Source organism: Rhizobium tropici CIAT 899 (genome assembly GCF_000330885.1).
Classification (GTDB): domain Bacteria; phylum Pseudomonadota; class Alphaproteobacteria; order Rhizobiales; family Rhizobiaceae; genus Rhizobium; species Rhizobium tropici.
Genome location: NC_020059.1, coordinates 637,961 through 660,286, shown reverse-complemented (window position 1 = coordinate 660,286; position 22,326 = coordinate 637,961). Strand labels below are relative to the sequence as shown.

19 protein-coding genes are annotated in these 22,326 nt (G+C 61.2%); 4 read left to right on the top strand and 15 right to left on the bottom strand.

Going from position 1 to position 22,326, the window contains the following annotated elements:
* Window positions 1-4: 4 nt before the first annotated feature.
* The 12 genes from visN to RTCIAT899_RS03150 form a co-directional block, all read right to left on the bottom strand.
* Window positions 5-742 carry a transcriptional regulator VisN gene (gene visN / locus RTCIAT899_RS03205; protein WP_015338787.1) on the bottom strand — a complete coding sequence of 246 codons (738 nt, stop codon included), beginning with the start codon at window positions 740-742 and terminating at the stop codon, window positions 5-7.
* Between the two features lie 520 nt (window positions 743-1,262).
* Window positions 1,263-2,939, bottom strand: a complete 1,677-nt coding sequence (gene fliF / locus RTCIAT899_RS03200; RefSeq protein WP_015338786.1) for a flagellar basal-body MS-ring/collar protein FliF — start codon at window positions 2,937-2,939, stop codon at window positions 1,263-1,265.
* 163 nt (window positions 2,940-3,102) lie between these two features.
* Window positions 3,103-3,516, bottom strand: coding sequence for a hypothetical protein (locus RTCIAT899_RS03195; protein ID WP_015338785.1), 414 nt, complete (start codon window positions 3,514-3,516; stop codon window positions 3,103-3,105).
* A gap of 16 nt (window positions 3,517-3,532) precedes the next feature.
* Window positions 3,533-4,087 (bottom strand): chemoreceptor glutamine deamidase CheD, encoded by a 555-nt coding sequence (cheD, locus tag RTCIAT899_RS03190; protein WP_015338784.1) that lies wholly within the window; start codon window positions 4,085-4,087, stop codon window positions 3,533-3,535.
* Window positions 4,084-4,473, bottom strand: a complete 390-nt coding sequence (locus RTCIAT899_RS03185; protein WP_007695708.1) for a response regulator — start codon at window positions 4,471-4,473, stop codon at window positions 4,084-4,086. Before RTCIAT899_RS03185 ends, cheD begins: the two co-directional genes overlap by 4 nt.
* Entirely contained in the window at window positions 4,473-5,516 is a 1,044-nt protein-coding gene (cheB, locus tag RTCIAT899_RS03180; RefSeq protein ID WP_015338783.1) for a protein-glutamate O-methylesterase CheB, read from the bottom strand. The genes RTCIAT899_RS03185 and cheB overlap by 1 nt, the downstream gene beginning before the upstream one ends.
* The gene (locus RTCIAT899_RS03175) at window positions 5,513-6,421 is read right to left on the bottom strand and encodes a protein-glutamate O-methyltransferase (RefSeq protein WP_041677212.1); all 909 of its coding nucleotides are present in this window, start codon (window positions 6,419-6,421) and stop codon (window positions 5,513-5,515) included. The genes cheB and RTCIAT899_RS03175 overlap by 4 nt, the downstream gene beginning before the upstream one ends.
* Complete coding sequence (locus RTCIAT899_RS03170; protein WP_015338781.1) at window positions 6,418-6,885, bottom strand: chemotaxis protein CheW; 468 nt, start codon at window positions 6,883-6,885, stop codon at window positions 6,418-6,420. Before RTCIAT899_RS03170 ends, RTCIAT899_RS03175 begins: the two co-directional genes overlap by 4 nt.
* A 4-nt stretch (window positions 6,886-6,889) precedes the next feature.
* Window positions 6,890-9,175 carry a chemotaxis protein CheA gene (locus RTCIAT899_RS03165; protein ID WP_015338780.1) on the bottom strand — a complete coding sequence of 762 codons (2,286 nt, stop codon included), beginning with the start codon at window positions 9,173-9,175 and terminating at the stop codon, window positions 6,890-6,892.
* Window positions 9,176-9,191: 16 nt separating this feature from the next.
* Window positions 9,192-9,557, bottom strand: a complete 366-nt coding sequence (gene cheY1, locus RTCIAT899_RS03160) for a chemotaxis response regulator CheY1 (protein ID WP_004128526.1) — start codon at window positions 9,555-9,557, stop codon at window positions 9,192-9,194.
* Window positions 9,554-9,850, bottom strand: coding sequence for an STAS domain-containing protein (locus RTCIAT899_RS03155; protein ID WP_015338779.1), 297 nt, complete (start codon window positions 9,848-9,850; stop codon window positions 9,554-9,556). Before RTCIAT899_RS03155 ends, cheY1 begins: the two co-directional genes overlap by 4 nt.
* Window positions 9,851-9,912: 62 nt before the next feature.
* Window positions 9,913-11,586 (bottom strand): globin-coupled sensor protein, encoded by a 1,674-nt coding sequence (locus RTCIAT899_RS03150; RefSeq protein WP_244441436.1) that lies wholly within the window; start codon window positions 11,584-11,586, stop codon window positions 9,913-9,915.
* Between the two features lie 680 nt (window positions 11,587-12,266).
* Here RTCIAT899_RS03150 and RTCIAT899_RS03145 point away from each other — a divergent pair.
* The 3 genes from RTCIAT899_RS03145 to secD all read left to right on the top strand — a co-directional run bounded on the left by RTCIAT899_RS03145 (window position 12,267) and on the right by secD (window position 16,994).
* Window positions 12,267-13,787: a glycosyltransferase family 39 protein gene (locus RTCIAT899_RS03145; RefSeq protein ID WP_015338776.1), complete on the top strand. Its 1,521-nt coding sequence runs from the start codon at window positions 12,267-12,269 to the stop codon at window positions 13,785-13,787.
* 138 nt (window positions 13,788-13,925) lie between these two features.
* The gene (locus tag RTCIAT899_RS03140; protein ID WP_015338775.1) at window positions 13,926-14,345 is read left to right on the top strand and encodes a hypothetical protein; all 420 of its coding nucleotides are present in this window, start codon (window positions 13,926-13,928) and stop codon (window positions 14,343-14,345) included.
* A gap of 93 nt (window positions 14,346-14,438) precedes the next feature.
* On the top strand, window positions 14,439-16,994 hold the full coding sequence (gene secD / locus RTCIAT899_RS03135) for a protein translocase subunit SecD (protein WP_015338774.1): 2,556 nt from the start codon (window positions 14,439-14,441) through the stop codon (window positions 16,992-16,994).
* Between the two features lie 48 nt (window positions 16,995-17,042).
* On the opposite strand, the gene RTCIAT899_RS03130 is transcribed toward secD, so the two are convergent.
* Entirely contained in the window at window positions 17,043-17,918 is an 876-nt protein-coding gene (locus RTCIAT899_RS03130) for an SMP-30/gluconolactonase/LRE family protein (RefSeq protein WP_015338773.1), read from the bottom strand.
* 275 nt (window positions 17,919-18,193) lie between these two features.
* Here RTCIAT899_RS03130 and RTCIAT899_RS03125 point away from each other — a divergent pair, with 275 nt between their 5' ends.
* Window positions 18,194-20,263, top strand: a complete 2,070-nt coding sequence (locus RTCIAT899_RS03125; protein ID WP_015338772.1) for an ATP-dependent helicase — start codon at window positions 18,194-18,196, stop codon at window positions 20,261-20,263.
* A gap of 88 nt (window positions 20,264-20,351) precedes the next feature.
* Here RTCIAT899_RS03125 and mmsB read toward each other — a convergent pair whose 3' ends face one another.
* Both mmsB and RTCIAT899_RS03115 read right to left on the bottom strand, forming a co-directional pair.
* Entirely contained in the window at window positions 20,352-21,233 is an 882-nt protein-coding gene (gene mmsB, locus RTCIAT899_RS03120; protein WP_015338771.1) for a 3-hydroxyisobutyrate dehydrogenase, read from the bottom strand.
* A 22-nt stretch (window positions 21,234-21,255) separates the two neighbouring features.
* Window positions 21,256-22,314, bottom strand: a complete 1,059-nt coding sequence (locus RTCIAT899_RS03115; RefSeq protein WP_015338770.1) for an enoyl-CoA hydratase/isomerase family protein — start codon at window positions 22,312-22,314, stop codon at window positions 21,256-21,258.
* Window positions 22,315-22,326 lie beyond the last annotated feature (12 nt).

Sequence of the window (22,326 nt, the reverse complement as noted above, 5' to 3'; positions counted from 1 at the left end):
GCCCTTAAACGAGATTGTTGCGCACGGCGAAAGCGATCGCTTCCGAACGGGTCTTGGTCGCGGTCTTGCGCATGACACTTGTGATGTAGTTATTGATGGTATTGCGCGAGATCCCGAGAATCATGGCGATCTCGTCGCTTGTCTTGCCTTCGGCGATCCAGAACAGGCATTCCAGTTCGCGTTCGGTCAGCTCGAAATCGCGCTCCAGCTTACCCTCGAAGCAACGCGTCGAGCTGGCGAGATAGCCGGCCAGGAGGCCGACGTCCCTCAGCCGCTCGGGCGACAGTACTGCCGCTTCATTCGCCAGCAGCAGCAACGAGAAGCGCGTTCGGCCAACATTGAACGTCAAGGCGTGATACTGACGGCCTATACCGTCAGGCAGCGCGATATCATCCGGCAGGGCCGCCAGGCTCGGCTGAAACAGCGCCATGCATTTTTCCAGCTCGCCGATACGGCCATACCCGCTCGTCAGTTCCGTCGCCAGACGCCGGACGAGATCGAAGGGCCAATCGGAGGCAATCACGAAGTCGAGGCCGCTTTCCTGGATGAGATCGGATCGGACCAGAAGATAATGAGAAGCGCCGGCATAGCTCGCCAAGGCATGAAGGCCGGCTTGCAGATAGGCAGGGCCGGAAACGGCACTCAGCTGCAGAACCAGCTGCTCGCGCGAGATGGCTCTGGCGGGCACGCTCGATCGCGCATCCCTATCGCCTTTGCTTACCTGCGATATCTGCATGTCCATACTTGCATTTCCTGCCGCTGTTGGACGATCGGCCGTCAACGAGAGCATTGTTTCGTCAGAACCCAATCCCTTCACCTCAGAGAACCGGCGACCTATCTCGACGAAACATCGAAGCCGGGTCTTTCTCGACCGCGGCACAGATACATCCCGGCGGGTTCGGGAAGGTGAGCATAGCTCGCCTCTGAATTCGACATCCGCAATCGTGTCGGCATACATCGCCGCAAACACAAACCGCGAACCATGGACTAAATCTTTCCGCTTTGAACTCTACGAACTTAGACATGCGAAACGCCGAAAAGCGGGCCGAATCGTTCCGTTTATTCATGTATTACGCAATAAGCACAGTATTTGTAAGTCGATTCTCCATACCCAACAACTGTATGTCCTTTGAATTCCATCTTACGAGTACGTCAATTCGGCTTATAGCGACTAATTAATCACAGGTTCAAATCGACGGCGCGGCAGGCTCCAGCGCCACATGCCTAGACAAAAAAGACCGGGAGATTTCCCGGTCCTTCCATCAGGCTGCCTGGTCGACGGCCCATTTTCTGAGGATCTTTGCAGCGCGCTCTTCGCTGATTTCCACCATGCGGGACAGGCGGCGCTCCGGCCCTTCCTTGACGCGGCGGTTGAAGGTGCCGGCATCGTCGCCCATTGTCAGCAGATCGTCGGTGCTGTCGAAACCGAAGTCCGAGCCGAAGCCGTCCATGAGAGCCGCACCGGGGCCACCCACTGCCGGTGCGAAGTCCGGCAGCTCGAGGCCAGCCGCTTCCGGCAGCGCTGCGCCGCCATTTGCACCCCCAAGCGAGCGGATCAGCGGACGGAAGCCCATCCAGATGATCAGGACAGCGACGGCGACGAAGGCCAGCGAGTTGATGATGCCAGCCATGTTGCGGCTCAACATGTCGGTGATGCTGAAGCTGGAGGACGTATCTTCAAGCAGCTGACTGTCGAGGAAGTTCATGGCATTGACGGTGACGATGTCGCCGCGGGCCGGATCGACGCCCGCTGCCGTTGCGACGATCTTCTGCATTTCGGCGATATAGGCATCGACCTTCGCCTGGTCGGCACCTTCGCCGACCATTTGCGCGATGCGGCCCTTGTTGACCACTACGGCAACGGAGAGCTTTTCGATCTTGTAGCTGTTGCGGGTCGTCGCTGTCGTCTTGCTGTTGATTTCGTAGTTGGTCTGCTCCTCGCGCTTGTCGGACTGGTCGTTCGACGTCGGCGAGTTGCCACCGGATTTCGGAGCCGCCTGCGGGATATTCTGCTCCACGGTGGCTGCGGTGTCCGGCTGGCTTTGCTGCGACTTCTGCGCTTCCTTAACTGTGCGGACGGAGCGCTCGACCTTCGAGTCGGGATCGAAGGTGGTTTCCTGCACCTGCTGACTGTCGGTATTCAACTGCGCCGTCACGCTGGAACGGAAATTGTCCATGCCGAGGAAGGGCGCCAAGGCTTTGTCGATGTTGGATTCGACTTCGTTCTGGACGTTCTGCACGATGCCGAGATTGCGGCTCAGCGCTCCGTTGCCGGGATCATCTCCCGATGCAAGGAGCTGGCCCGTGGAATCGAGGATGGTGACGTCGTCGACCTCCAGACCGGGAACGGCGGAGGCGACGAGATGGCGGATAGCTGAAGCCGATTTGCGGGCGGCCTCCGCACTCGCGCGGATCATGACCGACGCCGTCGGCTTCTGATCCGCCTTCCGGAAGTTGCCGACATCCTGCATGACGATGTGGACGCGGGCAGCGCTGATACCGGCGATAGAAGTGATGGTGCGGCTGATTTCACCCTCGAGAGCACGCACGCGGGTAACTTCCTGCATAAAGGAAGTCAGACCGAGCGAACCGACATTGTCGAAGAGCTCATAGCCGGCCTTGCCGCTCGTCGGCAGGCCGCGCTCGGCGAGAAGCGCGCGGGCCTTGCCGGTCATGCCGGCCGGAACGGTCAGGCTGGAACCGTCCGTACCGACCTGGAAATTGATCTTGGCTTCAGCAAGCGCGATGCTGATCTGGTTGAGATCCGTCGCATCCAGGCCGACATACAGCGTCTCCTGAGCGGGCTTATTGACGTAGAGGGCCGCCAAAAGGATCAGCAGCATGGAGGCGGCGCCTACGCCTCCCATGATCATCAGCCGCGTTCTCCCGAGATTCTGCAGATTCCGAAACAGGGGAACTAATTGATTTAACAGATTCATTCTGTTCTCGCACGATTCGTCAAAGACCTGATGGCTTTGTAACCTGCTGCGAAAATAGAAATCGAAACTTGTGCGAGCGTTTCGTCCGACCAGAGAGCCCAGGAAAAAACCGGAAAGAATCGGAAGATTATATAAGAAAAACAGTATCTATCGTCGGCGGCGGTTAGAAGAAGTCGAAATCGCCGGCAGCTTTTGCCAGGGGTTGGACCAGGGGCTGAGCCATGGACGGGGAATGCGCATGAAAACTGCTGCCGCCAAGCGCCCTTTGCATTTCTGTGAGCTTGACGAGGCTCAGCGCCGTTGCCAGATCCACCGTCCAGGCCTCGGGCATCGCTCCGGCAATGGTATCGATGAATTCGGCGATGCCGCGCGTCTTCTGCACCGCAAGATCGATGCCCTGAACGACCTTCATGGCCTCCGGCGAGGCCAGTATGTTGGCATCGCTGATGTCAAGCAGCTGAGGTTCGACGCGTTCGATCAGATAGGCGATGTCATGCAATTCGGAAACGATGCGCAGAAGGATAGCCGGAAGCGTCTCCTCGATGGCAGCCGTCTCAACGTGCTGAAAGGGGGTCATGCACTTGCCTCGCTGATCAGAAAAATTCGATCGTGTTGTCGACTGGCTTGGGAGCGACGACCGGACGCTGCTCCAGCGCTACGGTCTTCTGTGTCTCGGCGCCGGTCAGCGGATATTGCCTGGCTCTTCCGGAAATCGGCCAATATTCGATCTTGCGCCCGTGCTCGCCGCCCGTGCTGGAACTGACGACCGGGATACCCTCGTCTTTCAGAAACTGCATGGCAAAGATCGCGTTCTGCTCGCCGACATTGGAGAAGGTCGCGATCGTCTTGGCGCCACCGAAGACTTTCGCCTCCAGCCGGTCGCGCCTCGCGCCCTTCTTCAGCAGGCCGTTGATCAGAAGTTCCATCAGGTGCACGCCGTAACGCGTCGCATCGCCACCGCTCATCGGCGAGTTCGCCATTCCCGGAAGGAGGAAATGGTTCATGCCGCCGACGCCGGCGATGGGATCGCGCAGGCAGGCCGCCACGCAGGAGCCGAGGATGGTCGTCAGCACCACTTCGGGATCGCTGATGACCTTGTACTCGCCCTGAATGATATGCACGCGACGGGCCGCACCCTCGACGATCATTTCAATGCTCCGAACACAGCCTCGATGGCTGCCTTCATCTTTTCGATGGTGAAGGGCTTGGCGAGTACGTTGTTGGCCCCGAGCTGCGCCGCCTTCTGAACCAGCGCGCGGTCGCCCTGCGCCGTCAGAATGATGAAGGCGGCCTTCTTGGTCGCCGGGTTGGTGCGCACGGCCTGCAGGAGGCCGAGGCCATCCATCTTCGGCATGTTGAAATCGGAGATGACGAGATGATGCGGCTGCTGCTGCATGATCTTCATCCCCTGCTCGCCGTCGCCGGCAGCCGTGATCTGTTTGAATCCGAGCTGCGTCAGCGCATCGCTGAGCAGGAGGCGGCTGGTGACCTGATCGTCAACGATCAGAACTTTGATTTTCTCCGCTAGAGACATTATTCGCTCCCTTCCTTTCGGGCGGCTGTGGCTTTCAAAATTTCCTCGCCAATGGCGTTCAGCGGAAACTGCTGTTCGACTGCACCAAGCTCGTGGGCGACCCTCGGCATGCCGTAGACCACGCAGGTCTTCTCGTTCTGGCCGATGGTGCGCGCACCCGCGTGGCGCATCTTGAGGAGACCGGCGGCGCCGTCGCGCCCCATCCCGGTCAGGATCACGCCGACGGCATTGCGGCCGGCCAGTTCGGCAACCGAGTCAAAGAGCACGTCGACGGAAGGACGATGGCCGTTCACCGGCCCGCCGTCTACCAGACGACAATGAGGCGCGGACGCATTGGCGACCCTAAGGTGCCTCTCACCGCCAGGCGCCAGATAGATCTTGCCGATTTCCAGCCGCGCACCGTCGGTCGCCTCCTGGACGACCGGCGCACAGAGGCGATTCAGCCGCTCGGCGAAGCTGCGCGTAAAGGTCGGCGGCATATGCTGCGTGATGACGGTGGGCGGACAATTGGCCGGGAATTTCTGCAGTACATTGATCAGGGCCTCGACGCCGCCCGTGGAAGAACCGATGGCGACGATCTTACGCCCCACACGGAAGTCCGCGACGGCCGGCGGCGGCACGCGCTGGGCGGCAGGCTTCACGTATTGACGCTGCGAGCGGGCAGCCGCCTTCACCTTATCCGCCAGATCGCCGAAAGGATGCGGCTCGCCTGGAGACGGCTTTCCGACACAGTCGAAGGCACCGATTTCGAGTGCGGCAAGCGTCGCATCCGCGCCGCGATGCGTCATCGTGGAGACCATGATGACGGGCATCGGCCTAAGCGTCATGATCTTTTCCAGGAATTCGAGGCCGTTCATGTTCGGCATCTCGATATCGAGGGTAACGACATCCGGATTGAGCGCCTTGATGGCGGCGCGCGCCTCCAGTGCGTCACCGGCCTGGCCGATGACGTCGACCTCTGGATCGGCACGCAGGACGGCGGTGATGAGACCCCGCATGGTCGGGGAGTCATCGACGACAAGAACACGAGCGAGAGCGTTCATGGCTTCCTCCCCGCGGACTTGCCGAGATAGCGATAGGTCGTGATGCCGATATTGTCGAAGACGTGCTTGGCTTCCCCGGCTACGCGTTCGGAGTGGCCGATATAGAGATGGCCGGCATCCTGCAGCTGGCCGGCAAAGCGCGTCCAGATTTTCGTCTGCGTCGGCTCGTCGAAATAGATGACGACGTTGCGGCAGAAGATGACGTCGAACAGGCCCTTGAAGGGCCACTGCCCGAGCAGGTTCAGTTCGTTGAAGGTGATGAGCCGCTTGACGCGATCGTCGATCTGGAATTTCCGGCGGCCCTGGACATTGACTTCCTGGAACCACTGCTTGCGCATGGCAGGAGAAACCGTTTCGAGCGAAGATTCATCATAGGCGCCGGCGCGGGCAAGCCCGAGGATCTTGGGATCGATATCCGTCGCCAGGATCCTGAAATCGAAATCGGCGACATTCGGCATCAAGGCGAGCACGGTCAGCGCGATCGAGTAAGGCTCCTGCCCGTCGGAGCAGGCGGCAGACCAGATGCGCACCCGGCCGCCGGCCTTGGCGCGCGCCAGGAGACCAGGCAGAACCTCGTCGCGCAAATGATCGAAATGATGGTTTTCGCGGAAGAAGCGGGTGAAGTTCGTCGTCAGATGCGACAGCATTTCGCGACGCGCCGCACTTCCCACCGGCGAAGACACCAGCTGGCAGTAGTCGCGGAAGCCGGCGAGGCCCAGCGCGCGGATATGCTTCGACAGCCTGGAATAGACGAGAGACGCCTTGCTCTCATTGAGAGAAATGCCGGCATCCGCATAAATCATGGCGGCGATTTCCATGAGGTCGCGGCGCGTCAGCGGGTATTCGCCGCTCGCCAGCACCTCGTCTGGAGACGCCTTGAAATCCATTGCTCCCATCATGCTCATGCAGCCTCGCTTTCGCTTTCAGGGAACAGGGCTTCCAGCTCGATCAGGCAGATCATGCGGCGATCGATCGCCACGATGCCGCGGGCAAACTGCCGCTCGTGATCGGAGGAAACCTCCGGCGTCGGCTGTATGCTGTCGTCGGTAATGGTCAGAATATCCGAAACCGCATCGACCAGAAGACCGACCACCTTGCGCTTGACCTGAGCCACGATGATCACATGCCGAACGGTCGGTTCCGCCCGCTTCATCCCGAGCCGGGCGGAGAGATCGATGATCGGCAGCACCGCGCCGCGCAGATTGACGACCCCCAGCATATAGCCCGGCGCATGCGGCATGGCCGTTGCCGGCGTCCAGCCGCGGATTTCCCGAACCGACATGATGTTAACGCAGAATTCCTGGTCGCCGATGCGAAAGGCGATCAGTTCACGATTGCCCTGGTTCAGGTTCTTGACGGCATAAGACATCAAGTCACCCCGCCGCCGCGTAAGACATTTCGGGCTTCAGCGCCTGGCCGCGCGAAGCGCCGACCACGGCATCGACATCCAGGATCAGCGCCACGCGGCCATCGCCGAGGATGGTCGCTGCAGCAATGCCCGGGACATGCGTGTAGTTGGCTTCGAGGCTCTTGATGACGACCTGGCGCTGGCCCTGGATGGCATCGACCATGAGGGCGCGCTGACCGCCGCCTTCCGATTCCACCAGCAGCGCGACGCCGTCGACCGGATTGGCCTGTGTGGCGCGGAAGTTCAGGATGCGGCCGACATCGACCAGCGGGCAGAAGCTGTTGCGGATCGAGATCAGGCGGTGGTTGGCACCGAAGGAGTGGATCGCGGCAGCCTCGGGCTGCAACGTCTCGACGATCGCCGTCAGCGGCACGACCAGGGTCTGGCCGGCAACCGTGACCACCATGCCGTCGAGAACGGCCAGCGTCAGCGGCAGGCTCATGGTGAAGACCGAGCCCTGCCCCGGCCTGGAGGTGATGTTGATGCGGCCACCGAGCGCCTGGATAGAGCGCTTGACCACGTCCATGCCGACGCCGCGGCCGGAAATGTCCGAAATCTTGTCGGCGGTCGAGAAGCCCGGCAGGAAGATCAAGTTGTCGATTTCCTCATCCGACAGATTGGCGTCTGCCGCGATCAGGTCGTTGTCGATGGCCTTCTGGCGCACCCTCTCGCGGTTGATGCCGGCGCCGTCGTCGGCAAGCTCGATCAAGATGCGGCCGGAACGATGCTTTGCAGTCAGCCGGACGGTGCCTTCCGGGTTCTTGCCGAGCGTCGAGCGCTTTTCCGGCGTTTCGATGCCGTGGTCGACCGCATTGCGGATCATGTGCGTCAGCGGTTCGGCAAGCTTGTCGATGACGGTCTTGTCGACCTCGGTGTTCTCGCCCTCGGTGATCAGGCGGATCGACTTGCCGGTCATATCGGCGATTTCGCGGACGATGCGCGACATGCGCTGGAAGACCGGCTTCACCGGCTGTGCGCGGATCGCCATGACGCTGTCCTGGATCTCGCGGGTGAGCTGCTGCAGCTCCTCGAGACCCATATTGATCGAGGACGCGCCGTTATTGTCATTCTCGATGACGCTCTGGGAGAGCATCGCCTGGTTGATGACAAGCTCGCCGACGAGGTTGATCAGGCGATCGACGCGGTCGAGATCGACACGGATGGTCTGGCCGGCGGCTGCGGCGGCATTGTTCTGCGCTGCGGCGGCATTCGAAGCGGCAGCTGCGGCAAGGGCGGCTTCTTTCTTCTCGACGCGTGCAGCGGCCGAGGCGAGCTGCGTAACATTGCTTGCGGTTTCCGCAGCCGCAACGGCGGCAGCGACATCGTTTCTGGGCGCCGGTGTTTCCTTTCCGGCCTCTGCAGCCGGGGCGGCGCCGTCATTGTCAAGGATCGAAAGATCGAAGGGCACCGGTACCATCGGCAACTCTTCGCTGGTCGAAGACCCGCCGCCTGCGGCCGGCTGGACATCGAGATCGCAATCCCATTCGGCAAATTCGAAGACGGTACGAATGGCATCTTCGCCCTTATCCGTCTTGATCGAGATTGCCCACTTGAAATAGGCGCCTTCGGGATCGATGTCGGGAAGGCCCGGCAATGCATCCATATCGCAGAAGATGTTCATCTCGCCGAGCCGCGAGAGATCGCGCAGCAGCAGCGTCGCGTCGTTGCCCTTGGCGTAGAGATCGGACCGCGGCTTGAAGCTGACTTCATATTCCGGCCTGGCATCGACGGCCAGCTCGTCGCTGCCGAAATCATCGTCGAAGCTGAAGGGGATCGGCTGGAAACCGCTTTCGTCGGTCGGCGAAGGCGCGGCCGCGACGGACTTCGGAGCAACTTCGGCAACCACCGCTGCCGACGGCGCGGGAACATCGCCATTTGCCAGCGCTTCCAGTTCCTTGACAAGGCCACGGCTGCGCGCCGGATCGACGCTGCCGCCATCGCGAGCGGCATTGGTAAGGTCCGCCAGAACGTCGGCGGCCTTGAGCATGACCTTCAGGACATCCTGGGTCGGCTCCAGCTTGTTGGATCGAACGCAATCGAGCGTCGTCTCGAAGACATGAGCGAAGGCGACAAGATCGTCCAGACCGAAGGCACCCGCCCCACCCTTGATGGAATGAACGGCGCGGAAGACGGCGTTGACGGTTTCCGGGTCACGGTCGCCATCATTCATTTTCAGGAGACCGGATTCCAGTTCTGCGAGCTGCTCTTCGCACTCCTGGAAGAAAATCTCTTTGATTTCGTTCATGTCCATGAGGGATGGATCCTGTCTAGGCGGTTACGCGCTCGATGGCATCGATCAGCTTGGCGGGATCGAACGGCTTGACGATCCAGCCGGTCGCACCAGCCTGGCGGGCGCGGTTCTTCTTTTCCGCGTCGCTTTCCGTCGTGAGCACGAGGATCGGAACGGCGCGGTATCTGTCGTTGCGGCGAACGCCCTCGATGAAGCCGAAGCCGTCAAGACGCGGCATATTGATATCGGTGACGATAACGTCAGGATTGGCTTCTTCCAGAATTTCCAGGCCCTCGACACCGTCTTCGGCCTGAATGGTCTCGAAGCCCGCATTGTTGAGGGTCACGAGAAGCATGTTTCGGATGGTTCGAGAATCATCCACCGTCAGCACTTTTTTCTTCATTGCCGGATCTCCTTGGCAAGCAGATGGGAGATATCCACCCCGATCACCTGCATCGTTTTTTGAAATGCATCCGACACCTTGGAGAAGGTGAAGGAGAGTTTGTCCTCATCCCAGGTCTTGGCCGCAGCCATGATGACCTGCACGCACAAAGTCCCGATCCTTTCGACACCGGACGCATCGATCGCGACATTGCTGCCGCGCAACCCCATCAGCGTACCGCGAAGGCTCGAGGCCTCGTTGAGATCCAGCACTGCGGCCAGACTGATTGTCTTTTCGCCTTTCCTGCTCGGCATCGCGTCATTCCTCGTTGTCTGAAATCAGGCCCGTCGGCCCGCATGTGCATGAAACTGAAAGATCAATAGGCATTGCGATCGCCTCCCGCTGCGGCCCTGCGAAGCGGGAAGCCGAAATCGGCCATATCCTCTTCGTTCTGCCTGATGCCGAACTCCTCGCGGGCTGGGAGCTGCGGTTGCTGCGCGGCCCTGACCGGAACGGCAGGGGCCGCATGCCGCCGCTCGCGCTCGATGCGGAATTCGCGGATGGTCCGGCCGAGTTCGACGACGACGGAATGAAGGTGATCGGCACCTTCCTCGGAGCGGCTGGCCTCGCTGCCGGCAGCGGCCGCACGCTCGCTGTGGCCGCCGATATCTGATATCAGTGCCTTGAGGCCGGCGACCTGTTCGTCGCTCGCCGCGACAATTCCGGAAATGGCTTCATTGATATCCGTCACCTGGCGGACAATGCTGCCGATCGCTTCCTGGGTGCGGCCGACCATCTGCACACCGGCATCCACCTGCGCCTTGGTGCCCGTCACCAGAACCTTGATCTCGCGTGCGGCATCGGCGGAACGCTGGGCAAGCGCGCGGACTTCCTGCGCAACGACGGCAAAGCCGCGGCCGCTATCACCGGCGCGGGCGGCCTCGATGCCGGCATTCAGCGCAAGAAGATTGGTCTGGAACGCGATCTCATCGATGACGCCGATGATCTGGCCGATCTTTTCAGCCGACGTTTCGATATCGGCCATGGCCGATATCGCCTGCCCGACGATCTTGCCGCTGTCTTCGGCCGCCACGCGGGTCGATGCCGTGACGCGCTCGGCCGAGCGCGTATTGGCTGCATTGCCGCGCACCTGTTCGGCCAGTTCCGCTAGCTGCTTTGCAGAGGCCGCAAGTCCTCGCGACTGTTCGGACGATTTTTCCGCCAGGGATTTCGAGGCGCGGGAAATGGCGTCGCTCGTCGCTTCGGCGGCCTGTACACCACCGGACAGCGCCGAAAACTGCTGCTGGATGTCAGTGAGCGCCGCGTTCAAGGCTTCCGCGACTTCGGTATAGGCTTCGGGACAATCCATCGGCATACGGGTCGTCAGATCGCGAGCGGTAAGGCCGTTGGCGAGATCGGCAATCAAGGCCGCTGCCTCGGCGCGGTCGGCAGCCCGCTGTTCGCTCAGCGCCCGCTGGTGACCGACCCGCAATTCGTTGAACCGCAACGATACGGCAATCTCGGCATCGACCAGCACCAGGCGCACGACCGATGTCACGAGTTCGCTGAGCTCGCGGGCACGGCGCTTGGCTCCCGGCAGAATGGCCCGGCCGCCCATATCTTCGAGCAGGCCGGAAAGAAGATGCTCCAGCATCACGCCATGGCCCGCAACATGCCAGCGCGGATCGAGCCCCATCTTGCTTTCGCTGTCGGACAGAACCTTGACACGCTCGGCATAGAGGCTGTCGAAGCGCGCATCCGTCAGCACATCCCAGTGCGAGGAGTGCAGATCCTGGAGCCGTACGAGCTGGCTTTCGCTCGAAAAATTGCGCGCAGCGTCGGGATAGGTCTGGAAACGGTGGAAAAGATCGCGCAGGCCGGCTTTCAGATGTGCCTCAAGCATCGGCCGGTGACGGCGCAGCGTTTCGCATTGTCCGGCATCGAGACCAGCAAAACGCAAGCGATCGCGAAGGCTGCTAGCCTGCGCCCTGCCTGCCTGATCTGAAGGCGTATCCTGCGCCAAAGTCGCCCCTGCCGAACTGCCGCGCATTGAAGCGCCGGCGAAACCGCTGATGATCCGCGCCAGGCGCAATGAGGAGGCGAGAAAAGGCAGCCGTGGCCGTCGATCGACTGATCGAGGCACCGAAGCTCGCTCGTTCATCAAAGTCTGTTGCGGACCTGTTTGATGACATGGATACCGGATCGGACCCGGTACGACGGGGCGGCTTCATGCCTGGTGAGAACGAGTCACAATTTTCCCATTCCGACGTTCAAGTTCAATATTTATGGTTAATTCCTTGCCCGAAGGTTAATGACGGACGAGACGCAGCTCGTAGTTATCCCTACTAAATTAGCGACTACTTTGTTGCCGCGAAAGAACATCGATCGTAAGTCACGAGCAAGCTTCATCCCTTACTACCCAAGGGATAGACAGTTTCGATGTCGTTACGGAGAGAGCAATGATTGTTCTTGGTTTGACAGCCTCGCTGATGGCCAGCCTGACGCTTACGGCCTTCATGCTTCTATATCGTCTCGAAGAGGCGCGCGGCAAAGCCACCAGCCGCATTCTCTAGATAAAGCAGTAACGGACGTCTCAGATCCAAGATCAGATATATGGCACCTCGTGGCCAAGACGGCGAGCGCTGCTGTTCTTACGGACGGCAGGAGCTAGCTTTGGCCTCAATAGTTCCGTATTAAGCCTCACGATCAGGCACCGAGACCCATCTTTTAATGCTCGACACGACCCATTCCCGAACAAACGCCCAGAAACTTTCGCTGGGGCTCGCCCTCGCGATCATCTTCGGAGTGACGCTCTGGCGCGTGCTCATGTTGCTCCTCAACAAGACGGACCTCTTCGTCGATGAGGCGCAATATTGGTTCTGGGGCCAGAACCTCGATTTCGGCTATTATTCCAAGCCGCCGATGATTGCCTGGGTCATCCGCTTCTTCAACACGATCTCCGGCTCGGATTCGACCTTCTGGATCCGCGTATCGGCGCCGCTCTTCCATCTTGCCACTGCCCTGATGCTGATGTGCACCACGCGGCGGCTGATCGACGACGAGACCGGACGCGAGATTGCGCCATGGGTCGGCGTCATCTTCATCACCCTGCCGGCTGCCTCGCTTTCCGCCGTGCTGGTATCGACCGATACGATCCAGATCCTGTTCGTGACGATCGCCATCTGGGCCTTTATCGGTCTGACCAGGCGCTCCTCGGTACTGGAAGCCGTCATCCTCGGCGCCAGCCTCGGTTGCGCTTTCCTGACGAAATATTCGGTGCTCTTCCTTCTGCCGGGCGTCGGCATTGCCATGCTGACGATGCGTTCGGCGCGTATCGCCTGGCGGGATATGGTGATTGCCGCCATCGTCGGCGCCATCGTCGTTTCCCCCAATCTCTGGTGGAACCTTACCCATGATGCGGCGACCATAAAGCACACCGAGAATATTGCCCAATGGAGCAAGAGCGGCGGCGGCAACACTGTGCTGAAGCACGTGCTCAACGGACTCAGCTTCTTCGGCGCGCAGTTCGGCGTGGTCGGCCCGGTTGTCTTCTACGCGCTTTTGTGGGCGACGTGGCGACTGATCCGTGGACAGAGCGATGACCGGGAAAAGCTGCTGTTCTGGCTCTCGGTGCCTGTCGTGGCGCTGATCACGCTGCAGGCACTTCTCGCCAAGGCCTATGCCAACTGGGCTGTTTCGGCCTATGCTGCCGGTACCATTCTTGCCGTCTGGCTGCTCTATCGGCTGACGAAAAAGGGGCTGAGCACCTCGCTGATCATAGGCGCCGTCGTCGCCGTCGTGATCCCGGTACTGACGGTCTTCGCCTATGACATCAAGCTGCCGAACGGCAATCTCGTCATGAAGCGCTATGTCGGCCGCAGCGTCATCAGTGAGGAAATCGCCGATATCGCCACGCAGGCGAAGATGACCGAAATCGTCGCGCAGGATCGCGATATCCTTGCCGATATCTATTATACGCTGAAGGGCAAGCCATTCCGTATCTATGCCCGCCCTTTCGGCGGCTTCCCCCATAACTATTATGAGCAGGATTTTTCCCTGCCGGCCAGTGTGACCGGTCCAGTATTGTTCGTCGACAACGATCCGATCGAATGCCCGGAAGGCCAGGCCGAGCTCCTGAAGAGCTGGTCGCCGCCCTATGGCGAAATGAAGGGCAAGACGCTCTACGCCTATCGCGTGCCGGCATCCTGTCTGGCGCCCAAACCGTCAGTAACGGGTGCGGCGGAAAATTAAGAAATCGAGCCGGGACTGTTGACCGGCTCGTGCAACTGCATCATGACAGGCCCACACTAGGAAGACGCTAGGCGTCCTGTTATCATGACCGAACCGTCGGAGTTCGCTCCGGCAAAGGAATGAAGGCATTTTGGAACGTTGAGCCCGCTCGAATTCGGCGCCGCCGACAGCGAAGATAGAGACGAGAGGACGCATCGCGCAGGAGCGCGCGTAATCGCCTCGCTGTTCGTCGCGTTCTTCGCCTATATCGGACTTGCGCTCGGCGGTGGCATCAATCTCGCCACGCGCGCCGATGCCGAAGCCCTCTCCTCGGGCAAGGACAGTCAGCCCCTCTACCTTTCCCTGCGCGATCCGGTGCGCGGTATCGTCGTTGCCGACCGGCTGGCGACGCCGAAAGCTACCTGGCACGACATAGGACCTGCAACGCTTGCCGCCCTCCCCACGTTCGGTTATCCAGTAGCCTCGTGGCAGCCGAACCGCCCGAACGATTCGACACGGCTCGAATCCCTGGCATTTCGCGCCTATCTCGCTCGCGCGCCTCCAGCCGCGCTCGTCTGAGCATTTGGCGCGTCTGCGCCGCATTTCCGACAAGACATCAAGTCCGCCTGCGGCCAAGCCGTCGGCATAGGCCTATTTTCAAGGATAATACCCATGCGTACCTCACCATGGCTCGTGGCACTTTATACAGTGGTCATCGTCATTGGCTTTCTGATCGCCCTGCCGAACACGCTGCCGCCGTCGGTTCTCAACAAGATCCCGTCCTGGCTGCCGCATAGCCAGGTTTCGCTCGGTCTCGACCTTCGCGGCGGTTCCTATCTCGTTCTCGAAGTCGACGAGAAGGACCTAACGAACGGCCGGCTGCAATCGCTGCAGCAGGACGCCCGGCGCGTGCTGCGCGACAAGAACATCCAGACGCGCTCGATCATCCGCAACGGCGATCAGATCGTCGTGACGCTCACCGATGCCTCGCAGAGCGGCGACGCGGTGACGCAGTTGCAGACGCTGGCCAATACGATCACATCGGGCCTCTCGGCCGGCCAGTCCGATCTCACCATCAAGCCGAATGGCGCAACGATCGCGATGTCCTTCTCGCAGGCAGGCATTTCGGCCAACGTCGATTCCGCGGTTCAGCAGAGCCTTGAAGTCATCCGCAAGCGCGTCGACCAGGTGGGCGTCGCAGAGCCGACCATTCAGCGCGTCGGTCCGAACCGCGTTCTCGTTCAGCTTCCGGGTGCGCAGGATCCCTCGCATCTGCGCGAGCTTCTCGGTTCGACCGCGAAGATGTCCTTCCACCTGCTCGCCGACAATGCCGATCCGAACAATCCCGGCCCAGGCGTCACCATCATGAAGGACGAGCAGGGCAACAGCTATCCGGTTCTCGACCGCATCGAACTGTCGGGCGACCGCCTGACGGATGCCCGCGTCAGCTTCGATCCGAACACGCATGAGCCGCTCGTCACCTTCCGCTTCGACAGCGCCGGCGCCAACCGCTTTGCCGAAATCACCCGCGAAAATGTCGGTAAGCCCTTTGCTATCGTTCTCGACAACAAGGTGCTGAGCGCACCGAATATCCGCGAGCCGATCACCGGCGGTTCGGGCCAGATCTCCGGCAACTTCACCGCAGACAGCGCCACCACGCTTGCAGCCCTGCTGCGCGCCGGCGCTCTGCCCGCCAAGCTCACCGTCATCGAAGAACGCACCGTCGGCGCCGATCTCGGTAGCGACGCGATCCAGAAGGGCATCTATAGCGGCCTCGTCGGCTTCGTCCTGGTTGCCGCCTTCATCTTCGTGCTCTATGGCGCCTGGGGCATTCTCGCCAATGTCGCGCTGCTCATCCACACGGTCCTGACCTTCTCGGCCCTGACGCTTGTCGGCGCCACGCTGACGCTGCCCGGCATCGCCGGTATCGTCCTTGGCATCGGCCTTGCGGTTGATGCCAACGTTCTCATCAACGAGCGCATCCGCGAAGAAACCCGCAAGGGCCGCGGCGCCTTCGCCGCCATCGATAATGGCTTCAAGAAGGCCTACTCGACGATCATCGACGGCAACATGACGGCGCTCATCGCCGCCGCCATCCTGTTCTACTTCGGCTCCGGTCCGGTTCGCGGCTTTGCCGTGACCATGGGTCTCGGCCTCATTATCTCGATGTTCACCTCCGTCGCCTTCGTGCGCGTCGTGATGATCGCCATCACCCGTCGCCGCAAGCTGAAGGTGATCAACATCAGACCGCTGATCCCTTTCAGCCCCTATGACAAGCACATCCAGTTCATGAAGGCCCGCTTCTTCGGCGTCACCGTCTCGGCGATCCTGTCGATCGCCTCGGTGGTCCTGTTCATCCATCCGGGCCTCAACTACGGCGTCGATTTCCGCGGCGGCATCCAGATGTCGGTCAAGACCAAGGACGCAGCCGATCTGGCGACGTTCCGCGAGGGACTGAACACGCTCGGCCTCGGCGAAATCGCACTGCAGTCCTTCGGCGACAACAATAGCCTTCTTGTCCGTGCTCAGCGCCAGGACGGCGGCGAAGAGGCGCAGACGGCGGCAGTGACCAAGCTCAAGGCCGAAATCGTCAAGATCGATCCCGGCGCGACCATCGAAGGCACCGATGTCATCGGTCCGAAGGTCTCGGGCGAGCTTGCCTGGGCCGGTATCCTGTCAGTCGTGATCGCCAGCCTTGCGATGCTCGTCTATATCTGGGTGCGGTTCGAATGGCCTTTCGCGGTCGGCGCCATCGTCACGCTGGTGCTCGATGTGACCAAGGCGATCGGCTTCTTCGCGATCACCGGCCTCGATTTCAACCTGACGGCCATCGCCGCGATCCTGACGCTCGTCGGTTATTCGGTGAACGACAAGGTCGTGGTCTATGACCGCATGCGTGAAAACATGCGGCTCTACAAGTCGATGCCGCTGCGCGACATCATCGACAAGTCGATCAACGAGACCCTGGCGCGAAGCCTCTATACCAACGCCACCGCCTTCCTGGCGCTGGTGCCGATGGCGATCTGGGGCGGCAGCGCCGTCTCCAGCTTCGCGATCCCCATGGTGTTCGGCATCCTCGTCGCCGGCGCCTCATCGGTCTTCATCGCGGCGCCGATCCTGCTGTTCCTCGGCGACTGGCGTCGCCGCCATGCCAAGCCGGTCGCCAATGACACGGCATCGGCAGAGGGCAAGTCCGGTAAGGACAACAAGCAGATTCCTGCTGCTTAACACATGAAAAGAGGGCATGCCCGGCTTCCGGGCATGCCCACCAGCCGCTTACGAAATCGGCGGCATATGCAAGGGCAGGCCCGGACGCGGCGCCGTAATCTTCTCCACAACACCGTTTTCCTGCTCACTGACGAGCAGATGCTTGCCGTCGACGGTAAAGGCGATATTGGCTGGCCTTGCGCCGTCCGTGCGGATATGGCCGGCCATTTTTCCCTCGGCGTCCACCATAGAAATTTCACCCAGGCCGTACATGGCACAATACAGCATGCCACTGCGATCAAAAGCGAGGCCTGCCGGTCCGCGCAGCGCATTGACGGCAGGGGATGTCATCGACTGGACAAACATTTCCTGCCTGCCGCCCACGACCTGCCGATAGATTTTTCCGGTCAGCGTTTCGCTGTAGTAGAGCAATCCGTCGGCATCGAAGGCAATACCGCTCGCAAAGAGCAAGCCGGCTGCCAGGACCCGGATGACCCGGCCCTCCGCCGGATCGATCTGGTAGACGCAGCCGTTATAAGCCGCCTTGAAGAAATCGGGATGGATGTGGCCGCCTTCGAGAAGATTGGCAAGGCGGATACCGGAATCGATCATATAAAGCAGGCCGTCAGGTCCGAAGGCGAGCGCATTCGGATGGAGAAACGGACCATCGGCGCTGCCTTCAATGACCTGCAGGACGCGGCCTTGCGCCGACAATCTGACAAGGGAATTCTCCGGGCCATTGGCTACCCAGAAACATCCGTCACCATCCGCCGCAATCCCCATCGGCCAGCCGCCGACCCGGCAAAGTTCCTGCGGTACGCCGCTTGCGTCGAAAAGTTTCAGACAGCGGCGACTGGCATCCATTTCTACGACCGCGAGGCGGCCGTCCGGCAAGGCCACGAGGCCGCTAGGCAGACGCAGCCCGGTGGCAATCGTTTCGTTCATGTTTTGAAACCTTCATTCTACGCATTACGAAGCCCCAAAAACTCAAAATGCTGCGCCGAAATGATACATAAGCACGAAGAAGATCCTTTTCGAGCCGGACGAACGCAAATCCCGATAAGATTCTTGCGCCAGAGGTCACATCCGCGTGCAGGCCCTGTTAATCTTGACAGGCTTTGGCGATTCGGAACATCCATAGAACGTTCCTATATTTTCGCGTTTGCGATTCGCCGCATATCGCGCTCCGCGCCGGCCGCCGGAGGTAGTCAGGAGAGTTGATGACCGCCGCCTATCTGGAAAAGCTGAACCCGGAGCAACGGCTGGCGGTGGAACACGGCACGACTGCAGGCGACGGTCATATTGCCGGGCCTCTGCTTGTCATCGCCGGAGCTGGCTCCGGCAAGACGAATACGCTTGCGCATCGTGTCGCGCATCTGATCGTTAGGGGTGCCGATCCGCGCCGCATCCTGCTGATGACCTTTTCGCGCCGCGCCGCCGCCGAAATGGGCCGCCGCGTCGAGCGTATCTGCCGCGAGGTGCTGGGTGCGAATTCCGGCATTACCGCCGATGCACTTGCCTGGACCGGCACGTTCCATGGCATCGGCGCGCGCCTGCTGCGGGATTATGCAGAACAGATCGGCATAGACCCGGCCTTCACGATCCACGACCGGGAAGACAGCGCCGACCTGATGAATCTGGCGCGCCATGATCTCGGCTTCTCGAAAACAGAGAACCGCTTCCCGACCAAGGCGACCTGCCTTGCCATCTATTCGCGCTCCGTCAACGCGGAAGCGCCGCTGGACGGCGTGCTGCGCGACTTCTTCCCATGGTGCGCCATGTGGGAGCAGCAGCTGCGCGATCTTTTCGCCTGTTATGTCGAGGCAAAGCAGGTGCAGAACGTACTCGATTACGACGACCTGCTGCTCTATTGGGCGCATATGCTGCAGGAGCCTCTGATCGCCGAGGATATCGGCAGCCGCTTCGATCATGTGCTTGTCGACGAATATCAGGACACCAACAGGCTGCAGTCCTCCATCCTGCTCGCCCTGAAGCCGGATGGCCGCGGATTGACCGTCGTCGGCGACGACGCGCAATCGATCTATTCCTTCCGCGCCGCCACCGTACGCAACATTCTCGATTTCCCCAAGGCCTTCACGCCCTCTGCCGATATCGTGACACTCGACCGCAATTACCGCTCGACACAGCCGATCCTGGCAGCAGCTAACGCCGTGATCGATCTTGCCTCCGAGCGCTTCACCAAGAACCTGCGCACCGAGCGGCAGAGCATGGAGCGCCCGCGGCTGGTAACGGTGCGCGACGAGGCCGATCAGGCGCGCTACATCGCCGATCAAATACTGGAAAATCGCGAGGGCGGCGCAAGGCTGAAGCAGCAGGCGGTGCTTTTCCGCACTTCGAGCCATAGCGGCCCGCTGGAAGTGGAACTCACCCGGCGCAACATTCCCTTCGTCAAGTTCGGTGGATTGAAATTCCTCGATAGTGCTCATGTCAAGGACATGCTGGCGGCGCTGCGTTTCGCCCAGAACCCGCGCGACCGTGTGGCGGGGTTCCGCCTGATGCAGCTCCTGCCCGGCGTCGGCCCCTCGACAGCCCAGCGCGTACTCGACCAGATCGGCGAAGAGGCAAGCCCGATCACGGCGCTCACCGAACTCCCGCCGCCACCGCGCACGGGAGACGATTGGACCGCCTTTGTCGAGACGATGCGGGAGGTCAAAAGCGGGAAGGCCGGCTGGCCGGCGGAAATCGGCCTCGTTCGCCAATGGTACGAGCCACATCTGGAACGCGTACATGAGGATGCATCGACCCGCCAGGCGGATCTCATCCAGCTCGAACAGATTGCCGCTGGCTACGGCTCGCGCGAGCGCTTCCTCACCGAGCTGACGCTCGATCCGCCCGACGCCACCAGCGACCAGGCGGGTGTGCCGCTGCTCGATGAGGACTATCTGATCCTCTCCACCATCCATTCCGCCAAGGGGCAGGAATGGACGAAGGTCTTCATCCTCAACGCCGTCGACGGCTGCATCCCCGCCGATCTCGCCGTCGGATCTTCAGCCGAAATCGAGGAGGAACGACGGTTGCTCTACGTCGCCATGACGCGGGCGAAGGACAATCTCGATCTCGTCATTCCGCAGCGGTTCTTCGTGCACGGCCAGCATGCGCAGGGCGACAAGCATGTCTTCGCATCGCGCACGCGCTTCATTCCAGCAACCTTGCTGCAGTTTTTCGAGGTCTGCGGCTGGCCGCAGGCGCGTGCCGAAAGCGCTGCCGCCATTCGGGCGCGCGAGGTGCGCGTCGATGTGGGTGCGCGCATGCGGGGCATGTGGCGGTGAGTTTGGGCGTTCGAACGGCAGGTCAGGCTTGTTCTTTGATGCCGCAGCTTCGTACCTGGCCCCTCACCGGCCAACTATCCAGCCATCCTCACTTCGTCTCGCGAAACATCTCGATGATCGCCGAAAAATCGCGGCCGCCATTGCCGAGCTTTTCGAAGAGAGCATAGAGCTGTGCCGCCTCCGCGCCCAGAGGCGTCGACGCGCCGCTGGAGAGCGCCGCTTCCTGCGACAGGCGTAGATCCTTCAGCATCAAGGCGGCGGCAAAACCGGGTTTGTAGTCGTTGTTGGCGGGCGATGTCGGCACCGGGCCGGGCACTGGGCAATAGGTATTGATCGACCAGCACTGGCCTGACGAGGTCGAGGCGACGTCGAACAGGGCCTGGTGCGAGAGGCCGAGCTTTTCGCCGAGCACGAAAGCCTCGCAGACCCCGATCATGGAGATGCCGAGGATCATGTTGTTGCAGATCTTCGCGGCCTGGCCGGCGCCGGCATCGCCGCAATGGACGATCTTCTTGCCCATCACCTCAAGCAGCGGTTTGGCGGCGGCAAAGCTTTCTGCCGACCCGCCAGCCATGAAGGTCAACGTTCCGGCCGCAGCACCCCCGGTGCCGCCGGACACCGGCGCATCGAGAGAAAGGCAACCGACGTCAGCCGCCATCGCGTGAGCCTTGCGGGCACTGTCGACATCGATGGTGGAGCTGTCGATCAGCAAGGTTCCCTTCGGCACGGAGCGCAACACGTCGGTCCAGACGGTCAGGACATGCTGGCCCTTCGGCAGCATGGTCACGACCACCTCTGCATCGGCCAAAGCCTCCGTCAGCACATTGGCAGGCTTTATCCCCGACGCTTCGGCCGCCTTCAGCACATCATGCGAGAGGTCGAATCCTGTGACGGCGTGGCCGGCCTTGACGAGATTGGCGGCCATCGGGCCTCCCATATTGCCGAGGCCGATGAATGCGATCCGCGTCATGATGTTTTCCTCCCATGATCGGTTATCTTGCGAAAAGCGGCGGCTGCGCCGGTATGAAGAAACGGTCGATGGCATCCGCCGTCACTTCGGAGAGGCTCGCCGGAAACCATTTCGGATTGCGGTCCTTGTCGATGACAGCGGCACGCACACCCTCGTAGAAATCGTGATTATACAATATGCCCTTGCAAGCGCCGAGTTCACGATCGAGGCATTCGGCCAAATCGGCGCTCGTTCGCCCCGCTCTGAGCAGCCGCAAGGTAAGCTTAAGGCTGGTCGGCGAGCGGCTGGCAATCACGCTTGCGGCTTCTGCGGCAAACTTTCCCGGTTCTCCGGCCAAGGCCTTCAGAATTTCCTCCACCGTGTCTGCTGAAAACGCCCGGTCGATCACATCTCGGTTTGTCGCGAGCCGGCTTTCGCCGGCCTCCGTGGCCATCGTCCGGATGAGAGCGTGCACATCTGCGGCGGAGGCCGCAGCGGGCAGCGCTGCAATCGCATCGATGAGGGCTGGCAATGCGGAAGACGCGACACAGTGATCGGCAAAACCAGCATGAATGACATCGGCCGCACCGACGGTCTGGCCGGTCAGGCCCATCCATGTGCCGGCTTCGCCCGGCGCGCGCGGCAGCAGCCAGGTGGCGCCGACATCCGGGAAATAGCCGATGCCGGTTTCGGGCATGGCAAGGCGCGTGCGCTCGGTGACGACGCGATGGCTGCCGTGGGCCGAGAGGCCGACGCCGCCACCCATGGTGATGCCGTCCATCAACGCGACATAGGGTTTGGGATAGCGCGAGATGGCATGGTTGAGCAGAAACTCCTCGCGCCAGAAGGTTTCCGCTTCATCGGTGCCCTCCTTGCCGCTCCGATGCAGCAGGCGGATATCGCCGCCTGCGCAGAAGCCACGCTCCCCCTCGCCCAGGACGATGACACTGGCGATCGCGGGATCTGCGGCGAAATCCTCCAGGGCCGGCACAATGACCCGCACCATCGGCAATGTCAGGCTGTTCAGCGCCTTCGGGCGGTTAAGCCTGATAATGCCGGCCGATCCGCGCCGCTCGATGATGACTTCGTCCGTGCTATCCATGCAAATCTCCTG

What these genes read in the sequence shown, in the direction of transcription:
- visN (WP_015338787.1), bottom strand. Translation starts at nt 742, where the DNA reads ATGGACATGCAGATATCGCAGGTAAGCAAAGGCGATAGGGATGCGCGA.
- fliF (WP_015338786.1), bottom strand. Translation starts at nt 2,939, where the DNA reads ATGAATCTGTTAAATCAATTAGTTCCCCTGTTTCGGAATCTGCAGAAT.
- RTCIAT899_RS03195 (WP_015338785.1), bottom strand. Translation starts at nt 3,516, where the DNA reads ATGACCCCCTTTCAGCACGTTGAGACGGCTGCCATCGAGGAGACGCTT.
- cheD (WP_015338784.1), bottom strand. Translation starts at nt 4,087, where the DNA reads ATGATCGTCGAGGGTGCGGCCCGTCGCGTGCATATCATTCAGGGCGAG.
- RTCIAT899_RS03185 (WP_007695708.1), bottom strand. Translation starts at nt 4,473, where the DNA reads ATGTCTCTAGCGGAGAAAATCAAAGTTCTGATCGTTGACGATCAGGTC.
- cheB (WP_015338783.1), bottom strand. Translation starts at nt 5,516, where the DNA reads ATGAACGCTCTCGCTCGTGTTCTTGTCGTCGATGACTCCCCGACCATG.
- RTCIAT899_RS03175 (WP_041677212.1), bottom strand. Translation starts at nt 6,421, where the DNA reads ATGAGCATGATGGGAGCAATGGATTTCAAGGCGTCTCCAGACGAGGTG.
- RTCIAT899_RS03170 (WP_015338781.1), bottom strand. Translation starts at nt 6,885, where the DNA reads ATGTCTTATGCCGTCAAGAACCTGAACCAGGGCAATCGTGAACTGATC.
- RTCIAT899_RS03165 (WP_015338780.1), bottom strand. Translation starts at nt 9,175, where the DNA reads ATGGACATGAACGAAATCAAAGAGATTTTCTTCCAGGAGTGCGAAGAG.
- cheY1 (WP_004128526.1), bottom strand. Translation starts at nt 9,557, where the DNA reads ATGAAGAAAAAAGTGCTGACGGTGGATGATTCTCGAACCATCCGAAAC.
- RTCIAT899_RS03155 (WP_015338779.1), bottom strand. Translation starts at nt 9,850, where the DNA reads ATGCCGAGCAGGAAAGGCGAAAAGACAATCAGTCTGGCCGCAGTGCTG.
- RTCIAT899_RS03150 (WP_244441436.1), bottom strand. Translation starts at nt 11,586, where the DNA reads ATGCGCGGCAGTTCGGCAGGGGCGACTTTGGCGCAGGATACGCCTTCA.
- RTCIAT899_RS03145 (WP_015338776.1), top strand. Translation starts at nt 12,267, where the DNA reads ATGCTCGACACGACCCATTCCCGAACAAACGCCCAGAAACTTTCGCTG.
- secD (WP_015338774.1), top strand. Translation starts at nt 14,439, where the DNA reads ATGCGTACCTCACCATGGCTCGTGGCACTTTATACAGTGGTCATCGTC.
- RTCIAT899_RS03130 (WP_015338773.1), bottom strand. Translation starts at nt 17,918, where the DNA reads ATGAACGAAACGATTGCCACCGGGCTGCGTCTGCCTAGCGGCCTCGTG.
- RTCIAT899_RS03125 (WP_015338772.1), top strand. Translation starts at nt 18,194, where the DNA reads ATGACCGCCGCCTATCTGGAAAAGCTGAACCCGGAGCAACGGCTGGCG.
- mmsB (WP_015338771.1), bottom strand. Translation starts at nt 21,233, where the DNA reads ATGACGCGGATCGCATTCATCGGCCTCGGCAATATGGGAGGCCCGATG.
- RTCIAT899_RS03115 (WP_015338770.1), bottom strand. Translation starts at nt 22,314, where the DNA reads ATGGATAGCACGGACGAAGTCATCATCGAGCGGCGCGGATCGGCCGGC.